The following is a 16,704-nucleotide window of genomic DNA, read 5'->3' on the forward strand; positions in this document are numbered from 1 at the left end:
GTTCTCTCTTTACGTCGTCATTTACGCGTTCCAGTTCCAGCCCCAGCGCTCACTTCGGGGCTGGCCTTTGTCATCATACGTCTGTACATCCCCTTTCTTCTGCGACCAGTCTGTGAACGTTGCGATAAGTCGCCCTCCACTGCCAACCAGTGCCAGCCGATCGCCTTCCAGCACGGTACAGAGTCCTCCCGGCAGGTCATCGGCCCAACTAAGCGCACTGAACACATCGGTTCCTTCTTCCCTTGTTACCTGACAGCGCCACCCCCGGTCTTCATCAACATTCAGGTCAATGGACCTCTCTTTCCCCTCTTTTCGCTTAAGCGTTATGTTGGGCTTCGGCCAGTGCCCATCATGCACAGGTAGCGGCGCGGTGGTAATGGGGCCAATGATTTCAGGCAGCCAGCGAACCTTCGCTTCTTCTCCTGAGCCGTCCGCGTTCCTGACGGGAAACAACTGCGCTTGCAGCGTTGTCCAGTCCGCTGGCAGGCAGTCGGTATAGTGAAATTTATAGATATAACCGATTGAGCCATCAGGTAATTTATTCTTTATCGGCGAATCCGCCATGTAAGAATGAAAGCGCAATTGCGGATAACGCGTCTTAGCCGTGATGGGATCGCGCTGCGGATAATAAACGCCTGTCAGCCTCCCCAGTTGCTGATTGGCTAGCGGTGTTGCCACGTCATTGACGGGTTCAAACACCAACAACAGGTGAAAGGTGCCGCCACCCGGTCTGACACGGGGCGGTTCTTCCCCCGGAGCCGTTTTCTTAATCGGTTCCAGAGGTTCAATCAGTAAATCGCGGGAGATATTTTCACTGGCTTGTACCACGCTACTGCGGGTCAGCGTGATGGCGTGTTCCCTGTTTGACTGCGCGAGATCGTACTTATCCTCAATCGCCATCCGCAAAGACTCCCGGGCAATGGCCAGATGCCGGTACGGCATGCCAATAAAGGTCAACCAGTGCGATTCACCATAGTCGCTTAGCAACAGGCGGCGGGCCTTACAACCTTCCGCGTTTTTCAGCGCAATGGGCAACACCGACTTTATTGGCAATCCGGTCGTCGCCTCTGTCGTTTCCCACGGCGAATAACGTTTGACGGTGGCCCATTGTTCGCTCCCAAAGGCCATGACCTGATCAAGCACCTGCACTCCCCAGCGCATTGCCGCCGTCCCGTCCCACTGGCCTTTGTGCCAACTGCACAACAGACGGCGTGACGCGTTCGCGTCGCCATTTTTCTCGATACGTTTTCCCTCTGCAAAATGCAGGGAGAGGAGAAAATCAGTTCCCGGCGGGATCTCGATGACGAAATCAAACGGAACGCGATCGTCGCCTTCTTCCCGGCGCCCGAGTAACCAACTCTGCTTATCCTCGCTGAGGGGAAATTGATCGCTCAACGTCCACTTCTCGTGTGGGTCAAGCATGCGACGGATACGGATCTTCGCCATTATCCAGTAGGCAAAAACATCGTGTCCCGTCGGGCGGACGATGATGGCCGCCTGCACCACTTTGGCATTGCTGTCGGTATCGTAAGTCAGGCCAAAGGGACGCTCGACCTCGATTCCCCAGTTCATCTCGCGCTCAGGCACGACCGGCTCGCCCAATTGGGTGAACCAGCTACTCCCAGGCAGAAAAAGCGTGACCTTCTTCGCATCATCCACGCGCTGCCCCGGCCCTGCGTGGAAGATGGGATTGGGGCCAATTTCATTCACCGTGGCATAACGCGTGGCTTCGAGGTCAACGTCGAAGGTTTCCCCGACGCCGCTGTACTGCGTCAGCGCCGCCGTTCGACAGAGCGCGTCGTTCAGGCAAATCAGCGCCCCGTTTGCACTGGTACGGATCTCCGCCAGCTTTTCCTTCTCAATCGCCATGACCGTGCGGACCAGCGGGATCGTGGTATGGACCGTCGGCGGGGCCAGCCGCAGTGAGGGATCGTGCCAGTTGATACGTGCGGGCACGACGGTGCCTTTAGCGACAATCGTGTTCTCAAGATCCTGAACCGCGCTGGTTTTCAGCCAACGGCGATAACGCAGGATCGGGCGCATGACGCAGGCGAAAAAACGCGCACCGTGATAGCCGGGCATTCGCAGTCGACAGAGGAGCGCCGGTTCGGCAAGTGAGCCAAAGCGCCAGTCCGCGGGTGTTGCCGCACGACTGGTTTGCAGAATATGGCTCTGCGTTTCGCGTAAAGACGAGGTGCCAGCAAACGCTTCGGACCACTGCTCCAGTTGAGTGTTGTCATCCAGCCGCTTGGGCAGCGCCAGCGGGTAGCCCGTCCAGTGCCATTCGTGTCGCTGAACCAGAAACCCCTTCAGCCCGTTCGCGTCGAACCCCTTCTCCGTTGCCAGATAGGCGACGGTATCTGACTCTTGTGGCACAAAACGGAGCGCCTGCTGAATCTCTTTTAGCGCCCTGCCCGCACCTTCGAACAGCGTTATGGTGTCAGGTAAACACTCAAACAGGTGCACAACGGGTGAAAACCCCCGGTGTGACGCCTCGCTCCAGGTCGGGTGTGTCTTGTCGTTATTATCAGTGGCAAAGTCTGCCATCCGGATATCTGGCCCTGGGATAAAGAATGTCGTTGGCACCAGAGACCAGAGGGTCACGGTGGCAATCGTTCCCGGTTTCAGGATGAGCGTTATCGTGCCAGTATCCGTACCCTTTGGCGGCAGGACGCGTGATGCGCTTCCGGCCTCTACGCGCAGTGTGGCTGGCGTTAAAAAACCTCGTTCTGTGAGGTATGTTGGCGTGACGAGGTAATCGACTTGCGGACCATCATCAAATTTCACTCTCACCCCGATAGCCTTAACGGCGGGATGGCGAGGAAGATCGACCACATCCTCAGGCAGGTTTTTGTCTGTTTTACGCAGTTTATTGAGTAGTGTGGTGCGCTGGGCTCTGAGCGTTGCACTCTTCCCGAGGTCGGGTTTGAGCAATTCCTGGCAGATGTCGGCTTCCATCCACTTTGTCAGTACCTGTTCCGTGGCATCAGGCGGGGTCAACGTCAGCGTGGCCGACGTGAGCGCGCTGCTGTTCCAGTTGTTTTTGCCGTCGCAAATGACAACAACACGGGGGCGCCGGCCGTCTGCCACTTTCGGGTGTTCACCTGCCTGCGCCCGATCCGCCGCCAAGCCTTGCTGATCCCAGGCGCGGGATTCCCCCTCCATCAGCCAGGGATCGACGGCCTTCTCTGTGGACTGCACGGTGACGGCACCTGGTGCTACCCGGCACAAATAAAGATAGCCCTCACCGGGTAAGAAATTCAGTTGGCTGGCAGCTTTGAGCGCACAGGGATTGTCACCGCTGCGAAAGTTCTCCTGCAGAATCTGCCCGCCGTTGCCAATTGCCGTTCCGGTTACCCAATAGCGGAACCCATAGGCTAGCGGAGGGAGTCGCCAGGGTGAGGTATAGATATCCGAGTTTTCCTGTGGGTCTTTGGGCCAACCAAAATCGAGACAGTCGACGCCGTCTTTGAGGCTCACCGCACCGCTCAGCGGCGCGCCCGAATAGGCAAACGCCACCACTTTGCGACCATTCTGCACGGTCGCCCCCACGGTGTCGTGAAAGCGCTGTGTGGGCCCTTTCCGCTCTGTGTCCGGCAGCCACGCCCCCTGCACTTTCAGCGCCGTGTCCGTCAGCCACGCGCAACCTAATTTGGGGACGATACTTTCCTTCCCCATGGCCATGGCGACGGCATAACCGCGAATGTCCCGATCGTCATAGGCCCCGTCTGGCGGGCAGATTTCAACCGCCAGATCGCGCTCCTCGCCCAGACTGATAACCTTTTGCGCGCCGGGTAACTGCATTTGCTGCTGTAGCGTCTGAAGTACTTCACTGATACTGGCATTCTGCGTGTCCGGCGTTGGGCACTCCACCAGCAACGCCAGCATCTCCTGATAGCGGTCACTCAGAACGGTGGCCTGAGTTGAAACATCTCCGGCAATCCAGGACTCGATGCCGGCGCGCAGTGCTTGTGTTGCCGCTGGCGCATTTTTCGACAGATGGAAAAACCACCAGCGCGCCTGTAGTTCGGCCATGCCGGGGTCTGAGTAATGTAACGATATCAGTTGATACCACTCGCTAAAGTTGAGTGTTGGGTTGTTAGCATCTGGCTGATGAAAATTCACCGCCACTGCCGCCAGCCATGAGGTCATCATTATCCGTCGGCCATCGGCGGTGCTGAGCATCATCCCCACGTTTAGCGCAAAGCCCGTAATGGACTTACTGCTATCGTCGACAAGGGGTTGCAATAACCGATGTTCACCCGTCCCGGGGTTATTAATCGCCTGCCTGAGTGTTTCCCAGACCTGGGTGTTAGCGTCCCAGGTCTCGATAGAAATCGCCACCGGGTTGCCGCCCTGAAGGCGATCCCAGAACCAGAAATGCCGAATCGACCTATCGCGTATTTCAGTACGCAGATACCCAGGGCCTAATGCGCGGTTCAGCAGTTGATGTTGTTCAATGCCTGGTTGCCATTCGCCATTGACTGTTTTGGCATTGAGTACGTGAGTCAACATGGGCAACGGTGCCAGAACGGCATCGGCCAGCCAGGCACGCATCCCGGTTTCCGCTCGTTCGGCGCTCTTTAGTGTCGGCGTCAGCGTCGCGCTGTCGGCGGGTTTGATCTTTTTCATCACGACAGCAAAGGCAGGCAAACCCGAGTAAGGCTTATCTTCTTTCTCCACCTTTGCCTCGTAGCCGATCGTCACTATCTCGCCCTTTGTGTCGGCACGCACAGGGCTAAAGACGATCTCTTGCCCCTTATGAGTCATCGTGAATTCCGGAGCACAGGCAACAGGGAGTGTTGCATCGTCAAGGGTAAGGCTGCGGGTCATGCCCAGCATATCCAGACTCACGCCAGCGGGTAACAGCGTCAGGGGGGCAAACAGGTGCGGCAGACTGATTTCACCAGGGCTGGTCTGGGCCTGCGCCATAGCGGTGGAAAACGGCAGTTTACAACGGCTGCTCTTTTGCCCGATCTCGTCCGCCATTTTTTCCTGCAGATTCTGCGGATCGGTCAGCACATTGGTCGGGACCGGCGTGGCGAGGTGAAATTGTTTATCGGTAACTATCGCCCAGCCGGTAATACGCATTTGCCAGGGCCAGAGCAGCGAGCCGACGGTGTCAATCACCGTCTGTCCGTCTATGGACGGGACACCAACGGGAAGTTCTCCCGTCGGCATCACCCAGTTAACTGAGATTCGCCGTTTCGTATCCCCATCCACCAGCCCTTCATCATTGCCATGCATCATCCAGCTAAACGTTGTTAATGACATAGACACCTCACAAATCCTGTTCCACTGTGCGGGAAATATGCGCCGTGTAGCACCAGCAAACTTCGATAGAAATATCCAGATGTCCGCGCCCTTTCATCTGTCCGTTTCGGTGCTCGACCTGCACCAGTAAATTCAGATAAGCGGTCAGATAGCCCAGTACCTTCGCGCTACCGGTCATTTGCACGCCGGCGGCAAAAAAGTTCTGCGATGCGTCGGAGGAAAAACCGGCTTCGACAAACAGGCGAATGGCATAATGACCCTCGGCGACCCCGGCAAGATTGAAGGTTTTCGTCGAGACCAATGCCACGCCAATCGATGCCTCATACTCCGCTGTGAGTTTGCCGTCCTTATTCACCGCGGCGGCCCGGGTCGTTAGCCAGCCGCCACCGCCATAGACGCCTATCTGCATGGACACCGGGGAGGCTTTTTCACCAATGCCAAAGTAAGTTTCAATCTGCATCATCCCGTCGTTCATATTCAGCCGGAACCCGGAAGCCAGCACAGATTTCCCCAGTGAGACGCCGCCGTACTCCAGCGGACCAAACGCCTGTTTCTGGCTCACCGACGCCCCCGTCGGGATCCCCGCTTTGTTTTTGACGATTTCCACATACGGAGGAACGTCTGGCATCGCGCCCCGTAATACGTCGCCGATAAATTTCAGCGCGGCGTGTGGTTCGATATTCTTCGGGTCGAGATCGAACGTGAATCCGCTGGCTTCACTGTACTGAATGCGGGCATCCGCAAAGGTCACCAGCGGTTGGCCTGAAAAGTTGAGGATCCAGTCGCCGCTGAACAGCGCCTGCGTGCGGCTTCTGGTCGCGTCACTGACGGAGATATCGACATCACTGGTGGCCACCAGCTTGGGTTTACGGACATCAAGGCTCAGCGGCGGGATTTCAAACAGCGATTCTGTGCTTGTAAACTGATGATCAATAACCGCTTTGATACTGGCGCTACGCGTTTTGGCATCGATATGATGGCTGATACGAATGGCATCATCGGGCAAGTCCGGCAGTTTGAACTTCTTGAAAAAATTTTCAAAATCAATCGCCGTATTGCGAACGATCTGCGAGAAATCAACGCCCCGAAGCGATGCAGGGACAATGTTGCCGTTCAGTTCACAGGAAGGGATCGTCAGCCCCAGTTCTTTAATCCCCGCGTCGGCCTCACGGAGTCGGGCGACAAACGGCGATGTTTCAATCTGGTCTTTTAGATCGTCGAAAACATATTCAATGTTATCGGTACGAATAGTCAGTTGCGGAAGCTGTGGCGGATCCGAAAGCAGCTTCATCAGCTTTATGGCCTGACCGGCTTTGGGAAGTGCCCCGGTGATGCCCGTATTCGCCTGCTTTAACGTCGCGTCGATCGCTTTCGCGTACTCGCGACTTTTTTGATCAAACAACCGCGTGGCCCGATCAACAAACTGTTCGCGTACCTGCCGGGTCGTCTCGGCTAACTGTTCTTGCAGTCTGTTCGCGACCTCAAACCATTGACCGGCGTCAGACAGTCCCTCAATCAGCGCCCTCACGTCGAGTCTGCGCCGCTCAAGCTCCGCCTTTACGACGGCGGCGTTGCGGCTCAAAAACGCGGTGGCCTGTTTATTAACCTCGTCAAACCTGGTGGAGAGTGTCGAAACCGCGCTATCGATGGAAATAAATTCCCGGTTCCAGGCGTCAGTCAGGGCGGTTGAAAATGGCGAACGGTTGGGGAAAGCAGCTACAACCAGAGACGCGTTCAGTGCCTCCAGCGCTGTGACAAAATCCGCAAATTCTTTATCAATCGGCTTTTTATCTTCAATGTTTTTAACCAGCGCCCGGTATGCCGCGCACTCCTGTTGCCACTGTTGGGAGAATGTTTGCCTGATATTGTCCAGGCCGAAAAGGTTGCCCTGCAGGGTGTCGATGGCGGCGAGTACCGATTCCAGCGTCGTTGTCGTATTACGCATTGTCTGCCAGTCGAACGTCTCCAGCAGGCTGAGCGTATCATCCAGTGGAGTGAGTACCGCCGGGATCAGCTTTTGCAGTTCTGCACGCTGGGCATCCAGCTCGCCGATGTTCCTGATGTGTTCTGACACATGACTGATGGTCGCGCTAAATGCGGCAACCGCCCGTTTCAGATTGGTCAGCGGCAGCGTGAGCATATCGCGAAGATGCTGAGGCCCCTGCCACTGTGCAGGGAATTTTAACGCGCCAATGGCGGTACCGAGTTCATCAACGCTCTTCATGCCACCGCTAAGCATGGTCGTCATCGTGCGACAATACGCGTCGACGGCCAGAAGCAGCGCATCCCGATCCTTTATACCCAACAGATCCTTATACGCCGTATCCGCACGCGTAATAATCTCTCTGAGCGCTGGCCACAGGGCGGCAATGTTGTCGGGCGCTTTCGCACAAAAGAGCCGTAAATCGGCGATGACCGCTTTTGCACCGTTCAATGACTCAGCGGAACGCCTGAGGAAGGCCTGTACGGGGAGGCTGAGATAACGCGCCTCCAGCAGGGACTTTACGCTATCCAGCGCAAGGTTCGGATCGTGGATCGCAGACAATGTTGTCAGCAGGCTGTCTGTCGCCGCGTGCCCCTGAGCACAGAGTTCATCGATCATCTGAACCGATAGCGATCGCGCCAACCCCAGGGTCTTTTTGACGTGATCAAGGGTTTCGCCCTTTCCTTGTGTTATATCGCTAACCTTGATGTCCAGACGGTCACTGCATTCTTTAAAGACGTCATCCACCTGTGTGAGCAGACGCTCTTTGAACGTCTTGACGTTGTTACCCTCGTATAGCGCCCAGAGTTTTTTGGCATCCTGAAACAGCGTCTGAAGCGTCGCCTCCAGACTTTTTAGCTCCGCGCTGTATGTCGCGTGCTGGATCAGCGACGCAATGTTTTTATCCTTATCATCCGGTAGTGTGCTCAGATCCACCCTGCGTGTTGCGAGCGTACGTTCAATCTGCATTGTGCGAATACTGGCGACCAGTTCTTCTGTGCCACGACCATGAACAATGTCAGAGACGCCCTCCGGGCGTAGCGGCATCGAAAATCGGGGATTGGCCAGCGCCTGTAACGTCAGGCTGGGAAGCTGAACAGGTTTCAGAAGCTCGCCTGTCTCTGGTCGAGTCATTCTGCCAAAGCTGTAATTCTCGTCGCAATCGATGGCTAACTGCGACGCCCAGGTGTCCGTATCCGCCCCGGCCCCGACTTTTGTCGTGGTAAAAAAGTAGAGATGCTGTGGCTGGTCATGCCAGTGTTGCGTCAGTTCATCCCCTCCGCCCCGCGCAACCGGGCCTGCCCACGGCTTAACGTAAAAACCGGAGCTGTCCAGTTCGTTAAACAACGGGATTTCGTAGCCCTCATCCACGTCGTGTCCCCATGAACCATTGACATAAATGCGCTGCGTGGCGAAATGAAAGGCGTGCAGGCATCCCGGCTTATTATTCGCCGCAGACGCTTCGCCGTCGAAAAGGCGGTACGGTTCGAGGATCTCAATGTACTCTTCCATTTTGCGCAGCAGCGGACGCCCTAAAAATTCCTCATCTTTCTGCTCCCCGGCAAATTGTGCGCCGGGGGCGGTGCTGCGGGTATAAACCACCACGTGACGCGCCTTATTCCAGACGGTGGCGATACGGCCATAGCGCGTTTTTACCAGCCGTGACAGCTGACCGTTTTCAACGCTGGCATCGAACTGCGTGCGCCCCTCGTCAAAGGCCGCCTGTACCGCGCCGGTTGCACCGAGTACCGAGAGCGTCAGTTCCAGCAGGCGAACCTCTTTCGTGACCGGGGTGTGTAACACCGCCATCAGTTCAGAGGCAAACTCAATGGAGTACAGCAGTCCAATGGGCAGCGAACGTGCAGCGGCAGGACTGTCTGGCAGGCTGTCCACATAGTTATCCAGCGCGATACGCTGGGAATCACTCAGCGATGCCCCTTCGGGAAGGGGCCAGACAGCGGCTGCCCCCTGCTTTTTGCCACGCAGTGTGGCGCTCAGACCTTCCGTCAGATCCAGCTTGCGCAGCGGGTAATTCGCCTCTTTCAGCGTGAACCGGGCGAGACGATGGATGAAATTTTGCCGGGCGGCGAGATGGTGAGTTCTCAGCGTGGTAATACGCGTTTTCAGGTCACCCATTTCTTTTGCCGCGTGATGGCGAAAATAGGTTTCCAGTAGCGGACTCATAGCAAAGCTCTGGTCACTGACCGGCAAGGCAATCGCGGGTTGACCCAGCGCGCTGGCTATCTCGGAAACAATCACCGTGCGCTGTAATTCCGGCGTGCGCTGATAGGTCAACTCCAGCGGATACACCATTTCGCTCACCATCCGCGTCAGTTCGGCATCCCGCAGAACGGATAGCGTGTCGCCAGGATGTACGGTATAGCGGCGGTCCACGCGAGAAGGACGCACCGTCAACTCGGTGCGACGAGAAAAGCGAAACGGAATCGGTTTATGTGGATCGATGGGGCTGGCCTGCCCGACAGGACGAAAACGCTCCCCGCGAACCATCGCTTCACCCACCGCCTGCGGTGGAAAATTCAGCGAAACGCTCTCAATACCGAACCGCCACTGTGCCCCGTCAGGATCGTCACTTTTCCATTGCGCAATAATATTACCGGCCTCTTCCGCCAGCGTCGGTTGTTGTAGTTGCGAGACAATAAACGGCGTGTGACTAATCTGAATCGCGCTCCCTTGCCGGGGAGTCAAAATGCTCTCCGCCTGTTCCAGCGTGACGGTCCACGTCGTATCCCGCCCGGGCTGCCCGCTTTCACACACGATCTTCAGACTGGCTTTAGCCTGCGAGTCGGCGATCGCAATGCCCTCACCGCAGTTGGCGCTGAAATAATGTGGTTCATGCCCCGCTTCTTCCGCCGTCATGTTGCGCAGGGCTGAACGATGCAAATTCGATTCCGCCAGTACCGGCGAGAGACTGACGCTGTCCAGTTGCAGCGTCAGTTTGTAGTACATATCGAAGGTGTCTTTTTTCAGAAACAGGCTGACCACATGTCCGGACGTCGCCAGGTTCAGCGCCAGCCCATCAAAATAGACCGTTTTTTGCGATGCCTTCTGTAGCGGTAATGTGGCGGTGAGCACAGAAAAACCCGGACGCTTTGTCGATGGCGCCCAGCGAAAAGAGGGATTCTGGCGGGAATCAAACGTCACGGCGACGACGCCATTCACATCAAATTTTAGCTGGAGGTCGTTATTCTTATTGAACATTGGTAAAAGGCTGACCCGATCGCTGCGTCGACTGCGACGCCAGCCCGCTTCAATGCTTTCCATTAAGTCTTGCCAGGCGGTGGTGAGTTCTGACATTGCAACCTCCAGGGAATAATGAAACTGCGGTATCAGCCGAACGCGTCACGCTTATGGCACAATTTCCCAGTCCAGCTCCCCCTGTGGAAATGACCCTCCCGGATCGTTCTTCCCGCCCTTTCCGCTGCTTTTGCCGGGGAAATTCGTCAGAAAAGCCACTGGCGTCACGCCCAGTCCCATTAGCTGAAAATTGTTAAGCATTGGACCAGTATTAATTGAGAAGACATCAGGCTGCTCTGACGTCCATTCCGACTGTCCAGGAAGAAAGGAAATCTCAATTTTTAAACGGGCAGAATGACCGTCGGAAGAGGTAATTTCTACGGTATAACGTGTGCTCATGGTTTCACTCCTGAACCGGCCGGATAGCCGTATTTATGCGTTTTACACACTTCAGGATAGTGCAGTGAATTTCAGGGGGACTCTAAGAGAAAAAGGTTATTCCGGCAGAGGACATCACACTGAGGCATTAATCTGTTTACCCTGTTCACGAATATTCAGAACAGGGTAAACAGCGGCAATAATAACCCGGCGACGTAAGCGGCTTCAGAGTAAACTCGCGATCCCCGGATCGTCGCCCTCAATCGAATAATAACGAGGAAGATTGGACGGTCGATAATCCGGATTGGCGTTCATTAAATTAACCACCGATTCATGTACGCTGATGACGCCCGTCATTGGCCGCGGAACCGGTTGACCAAACGGGGGCATTGCGCCAATTTTGAGTTCACGCTGATGATCTTCTCCGGTCCAGACCAGACGAGGTAGCCATTCGGCAAACTTCCACCCCAACAGCATGGAGTCATGAATAGCAGGAAATCCCCGCATGCGAATCGACAGTTCTTTTTTAGCACGGGAAAAATCGATGCTCAGTCCAGCGCGCCAGGCTTCACCCAACATCCAGCGAAACGTCGTCAACGCCAGTTGCGACTGCGATGGCGGATAACCACCACCAACGTCGGAATGCACCCCGGCAAACCACACCTCTTTTAGATCCGTTTTCATATCATCATTTTTGCGCCAGAGATGCTGGCGAAAAAAGCAGCGCCGCTCGTCAATGGACACCGCATGACGGACAATCTCAACAGTTGGGTTGTTCGCGGTATATGGAATGATGACCGGATCGTAAATCCAGCCCACCGACTTCACCGTATCAAACAGGCCAAGGAAATGGACGTTCACCCGCCTGCCAAAGGTAGACTTGAAACGCGCCTGAAGTTTGAAGTCTGGCGTATGATTCTCCCCGGTTCTTGCCAGCAGCATTGCCCACGCATAGTCAAAGAGATGCGCCTGATAGCCTTCAACAATACCCGCCGTGTGAATCAGCGCCGCCAGCGCTCTGGCCGCATAGGCACCGCGGGAAAAACCGAACAGATAGATTTCATCTCCCTGACGGTAATTCTCTGCCAGGAAGTGATAAGCCCCTTCGACGTTGCGCTTGAGTCCCCAACCAAACGCCAGTCCGCAGATCCGCGAAGGCAACTTTTGCCATTCAAAGAGCGTTTCCTTAACGCCAAACGTCCCGACGCCCTGATCGTAATAGGTCAGCACGTCCTCGCGGTCTTTAGGCAGTGAGCGTAGCAACCGAATAACATTTGTTGGTTTATGACTGAAGCGATTGCCCGTGCCATCCAGAAAAATAACGAGTTGTCGTCCCATCGTAACCTCCACTATTTCGCTGCCGATATGCTGTGGCTAAGGAGAGAGTAGAACGCAACGTGTGATCTTAAGGGTTGTTGGCGATCAACTCTACGGCGAATGATCAATAAATAACGGCGGAAATAAGCGTCAAAAAATACGCTGATTATTCCCCGGCGTAAAAAATAGGATTTATTACATAATGATGAAGATTTCTTTCAAAAAATCACTCATGTCATTTCATGAAATTGAAAAACAGCGAGATGATAAAAGATACCATTCGTCATCTTGCGCGGGTTACTCATTCCTCTCAACGATCAAAAGGATGGACTATACTTTTCAGAAGTCGATTAGTTTAAAAAGTCGCTTAAAAAGGATTTTTTTTGCTACTTTTGGCTATATCCATAATTATTTCAGGCCTACTTCGCCTGATTGCATGAAAATATGGCTTAAGGCATTACACTATTTCATTAATGTACCCATGCTACATTTCAGGTGTTCTGTGCTTTAGATTCATCTTACTATCCCGAATGTGCATATGACCCAGGCCGCAATGTTGTTCGCTAACCACTGTAAGGATCTGCATCATGGAGATGTATCTTAAAAGAATGAAAAACGAATGGGAGGCACTGGTTGAAAACACCCACCCTCACATTCGCCAGCTTGCGTCTGAGATCGCAAAGGCCCATGCACATACCCTGAGCATTGAGTTCTATCGCGATGTTCTCACCGATCCGCATGCCGAAGAGTTTTTGAGTAATGAACAGGTTGAGAGACAGCTTAAAAATGCCCTCGAACTCTGGATTATCAACGTTCTCTCCTGCAAGGTTGACGATATTGACCAGCTTATAAAAGATCAACATACGGTTGCTGAGGTGCATGCGCGTATAGGTATTCCGGTTGAACTGGTCGAAATGGGTTTCCGGGTTCTGAAAAAGATCCTCTACCCCATCATTATTGATGGTCACCATGATTCAATTGAAAAATTACAGGTTTATCATTTTTCTATAAACAGCATCGATCTGGCAATGGAAGTGATGTCCCGCGCCTTCTCATTCAGTGAAAGTACTGCCGCCAAAGAGGATGAAAATTATCGTATTTTCACCCTGCTGGAAAATGCGGAAGAAGAGAAAGAGCGACAAATTGGCGCCCTGCTTTCATGGGAAATGGACATTATTTATAAAGTGTTACTCGATTCCGATCTGGGCAACAGCCTGCCGCTGAGTCAGGCTGATTTTGGCCTGTGGTTCAATCACAAAGGTCGGCATTATTTCAGTGGCATTGCTGAAGTTGGCCATATTTCACGCTTAATTCAGGATTTTGACGGCATTTTTCATAACGCCAATGGCTCAACAAAAGCGCTGAACAATAAAGCGGCGCGAGTGAAGTTCCTGCTGCAAATCCGCAATTCCATCTCGCAGATAATCACCCTGCTGCGCGAATTGTTTGAAGAAGTTTCCCGCCATGAGGTGGGGATGGACGTGTTAACTAAATTACTGAATCGTCGCTTCCTGCCGACCATTTTTAAACGTGAGATCGCCCATGCTAATCGCGCCGGCACTCCACTCTCGGTATTGATTATCGACGTCGATAAATTTAAAGAGATCAATGACACCTGGGGACACAATACCGGTGATGATATTCTGCGTCGGGTTTCTCAGGCTTTTTATGATAACGTACGCAGCAGTGACTATGTTTTCCGCTACGGGGGCGATGAATTTGTTATCGTTCTTACCGAGGCGAACCAAACCGATACGCTGCGCACTGCCGAACGTATTCGCAGTCGCGTCGAGAAAACCAAAATTAAATCGCCGAATGGCGAAATCATTCCGCTTTCACTGTCAATTGGCGCCGCCATGTTTAATGGTCACCCGGATTACGAGCGCTTAATTCAGATCGCAGATGAAGCTCTGTATACGGCAAAAAGACGAGGCAGGAATTGTGTTGAACTCTGGAAACCAGCTTCCTGAGAAATATCCGGATGCAGAGGTAAAAAATGAAGCTAACCGACGTTGAAGGCTCCGGAGACAGCATTTTCTTTCCTGCTCTTGAGCAGAATATGATGGGGGCGGTATTAATTAATGAAAATGACGAAGTCCTGTTTTTTAATCCGGCAGCGGAAAAGCTCTGGGGATATCGTCGTGACGAGGTGATCGGTAATGGCATCTCGATGCTCATTCCCCATGATTTACGCCCCGCTCACCCGGATTACATTCGGCATAACCGTGAAGGCGGCCAGGCGCGTGTCGAAGGGATGAGCCGGGAATTGCTGCTGGAACGAAAAGACGGCAGCAAAGTCTGGACGCGTTTTGCCCTGTCAAAAGTAAACGTGGCTGGCAAGATTTTCTATCTGGCGTTTGTGCGAGATGCCAGCGTAGAGATGGAACAAAAAGAACAGAAACGTCTGCTGGTGCTGGCGGTCGATCATCTCGACCGCCCGGTGATTGTGCTCGACCCTGCGCGCCGCATTGTTCAGTGTAACCGCGCCTTTACCGAAATGTTTGGCTACGGCATTACCGATGCGTCGGGTCAACAACCGGATGACCTGCTCAATATTCCCGAAGAGCCGTCGGATAATCGCCAGAGACTCAAGCAGCTACTCTGGAAAACGACCCGCGATCAGGATGAGTTTCTGGTGGTCACCCGTGCGGGCGAAAAGATCTGGATTAAAGCGTCTGTCAGCCCGGTTCATGACCCGCGTCGTGAACTGCAAAACCTGGTCATGACCTTTTCTGATATCACCGAAGAACGGCAGATTCGCCAGCTTGAAGGCAATATTCTGGCGGCAATGTGCACCAGCCCGCCGTTTCACGAAATGGGTGACATTATTTGCCGCAATATCGAAGCGGTACTGCGGGATACGCATGTTTCGCTGTATGCCTTGAAAGATAACGCCCGCCAGTTCTGGGCCGCGTCATCAAAAGAGATCGACGCGAAGGATTTGAGCGTCTGGACGCTCACCATTCGTCAACGTGATGGTGAGCCGGCCGGGACGCTATTAATTAAAACGACAAAAGGGAAAGAGACCAGCGCCTTTATTGAGCGCGTGGCAGATATCAGCCAGCATATGGCGGCCCTGGCGCTGGAACAGGAGAAAAGCCGTCAACATATCGAGCATCTCCTGCAGTTTGACCCGCTCACCGGTCTGCCCAACCGCAATCACCTGCACGCCTATCTCGACGATCTCATTGTTGGCGCAAAAGCCTTCTCGCCGGTGGTGTTTCTCATCAGCGTCGATCACTTCCAGGATGTCATCGACAGTCTTGGCTACGCCGTGGCCGATCAGGTTTTGCAGCAGGTTATCAATAAAATTCGCGACCGGCTCAGGCCCAATCAGTATTTAAGCCGTATCGAAGGCACGCAGTTTGTGTTGGTCAGTGACGACCACGAAATGAGTAATATCACCCAGTTTGCGGATGAACTGATCAATATCGGCAGTGAAGCGACACTTTATGACGACAAGCCCTTCCCGTTGACCTTCAGCATCGGGATTAGCTATGAGGCGGGACGAGAACGTGATTATCTGCTTTCCACGGCCCACAACGCGATGGATTTCATTCGCAAAGCGGGGGGTAACGGCTGGCAGTTCTTCAACCCGGAAATGAACCTCGCCGTAAAAGAACGTCTGCAACTGGGCGCGGCGTTGAAAAATGCCATTGCCAATGACCAGTTGCGGCTGGTGTATCAGCCGCAGATCTTTGCCCAGACCGGCGAGCTGTATGGTTTCGAAGCGCTTGCGCGCTGGAGCGATCCGGTGCACGGTCACGTACCGCCCAATCGTTTTATTCCGCTCGCTGAAGAGACGGGCGAAATTGAGAATATTGGTCGCTGGGTGGTCAGAGAAGCGTGTCGCCAGTTGGCGGAATGGCGCACGATGTCGCTGACCATTCCGACCCTGTCGGTGAACCTCTCCGCCCTGCACTTTCGTAGCAATCAGCTGCCGGACCAGGTATCGGAAGCGATGGTGGAATTTGCCATTCCGGGCGATCAGCTGACGGTCGAAATCACCGAAAGCATGATGATGGAGCAGGATGAAGAGATCCTCAGGCGCATTGAGATCTTACGCAACATGGGCGTGGGACTGTCGATCGATGATTTCGGCACCGGTTTTTCCGGCCTCTCCCGCCTGGTCAGCCTGCCCGTAACAGAATTAAAAATTGATAAAACCTTTGTCGATCGCTGCCAGACCGAGAAACGCATTCAGTCTTTGCTGGAAGCGATTATCAGCATTGGGCAGAGTCTGAACCTGATGGTAATTGCGGAAGGCGTTGAAACGAAGGAACAATTTGAGCTGTTGCGCTCAATGAATTGTCCGGTGATTCAGGGATATTATTTTTCCCGTCCCATTCCGGCAGATGAGATAGCCACCTGGATGCAGACGGCGCTGCCGTTGAAAATCTGATTCACCGTGATGAGAGGCCCGATGGCGCTGTCGCTTACCGGGCCTCTGGGGTGATGTCATGCGTTGGCCGGATAAGACAACGTCGCCTCCGGCA

6 protein-coding genes are annotated in these 16,704 nt (G+C 54.0%); 2 read left to right on the plus strand and 4 right to left on the minus strand.

Annotation, left to right across the window (positions count from 1 at the left end; translation table 11 throughout):
• Positions 1-21: 21 nt before the first annotated feature.
• The 4 genes from ACERJC_RS06635 to ACERJC_RS06650 form a co-directional block, all read right to left on the minus strand.
• Positions 22-5,280 (minus strand): hypothetical protein, encoded by a 5,259-nt coding sequence (locus ACERJC_RS06635; RefSeq protein ID WP_373671311.1) that lies wholly within the window; start codon positions 5,278-5,280, stop codon positions 22-24.
• 1 nt (position 5,281) lies between these two features.
• Positions 5,282-10,573 (minus strand): hypothetical protein, encoded by a 5,292-nt coding sequence (locus tag ACERJC_RS06640; RefSeq protein ID WP_373671312.1) that lies wholly within the window; start codon positions 10,571-10,573, stop codon positions 5,282-5,284.
• Between the two features lie 51 nt (positions 10,574-10,624).
• Positions 10,625-10,912, minus strand: a complete 288-nt coding sequence (locus ACERJC_RS06645) for a hypothetical protein (protein ID WP_178823168.1) — start codon at positions 10,910-10,912, stop codon at positions 10,625-10,627.
• Positions 10,913-11,116: 204 nt separating this feature from the next.
• Positions 11,117-12,229, minus strand: coding sequence for a T6SS phospholipase effector Tle1-like catalytic domain-containing protein (locus ACERJC_RS06650; RefSeq protein ID WP_373671313.1), 1,113 nt, complete (start codon positions 12,227-12,229; stop codon positions 11,117-11,119).
• A gap of 566 nt (positions 12,230-12,795) precedes the next feature.
• Between ACERJC_RS06650 and ACERJC_RS06655 the strand changes: the two genes are divergently transcribed.
• On the plus strand, positions 12,796-14,178 hold the full coding sequence (locus tag ACERJC_RS06655; RefSeq protein WP_152404696.1) for a diguanylate cyclase: 1,383 nt from the start codon (positions 12,796-12,798) through the stop codon (positions 14,176-14,178).
• 26 nt (positions 14,179-14,204) lie between these two features.
• Entirely contained in the window at positions 14,205-16,610 is a 2,406-nt protein-coding gene (dosP, locus tag ACERJC_RS06660; RefSeq protein WP_373671314.1) for an oxygen-sensing cyclic-di-GMP phosphodiesterase DosP, read from the plus strand.
• The last annotated feature ends 94 nt before the right edge of the window (positions 16,611-16,704 follow it).

The organism is Citrobacter telavivensis, assembly GCF_041807075.1.
Classification (GTDB): Bacteria; Pseudomonadota; Gammaproteobacteria; order Enterobacterales; family Enterobacteriaceae; genus Citrobacter_A; species Citrobacter_A telavivensis.

Excerpts from the sequence above, each read along its gene's own strand:
- ACERJC_RS06640 (WP_373671312.1), bottom strand. The coding sequence starts at position 10,573 with ATGTCAGAACTCACCACCGCCTGGCAAGACTTAATGGAAAGCATTGAA.
- ACERJC_RS06645 (WP_178823168.1), bottom strand. The coding sequence starts at position 10,912 with ATGAGCACACGTTATACCGTAGAAATTACCTCTTCCGACGGTCATTCT.
- ACERJC_RS06650 (WP_373671313.1), bottom strand. The coding sequence starts at position 12,229 with ATGGGACGACAACTCGTTATTTTTCTGGATGGCACGGGCAATCGCTTC.
- ACERJC_RS06655 (WP_152404696.1), top strand. The coding sequence starts at position 12,796 with ATGGAGATGTATCTTAAAAGAATGAAAAACGAATGGGAGGCACTGGTT.
- dosP (WP_373671314.1), top strand. The coding sequence starts at position 14,205 with ATGAAGCTAACCGACGTTGAAGGCTCCGGAGACAGCATTTTCTTTCCT.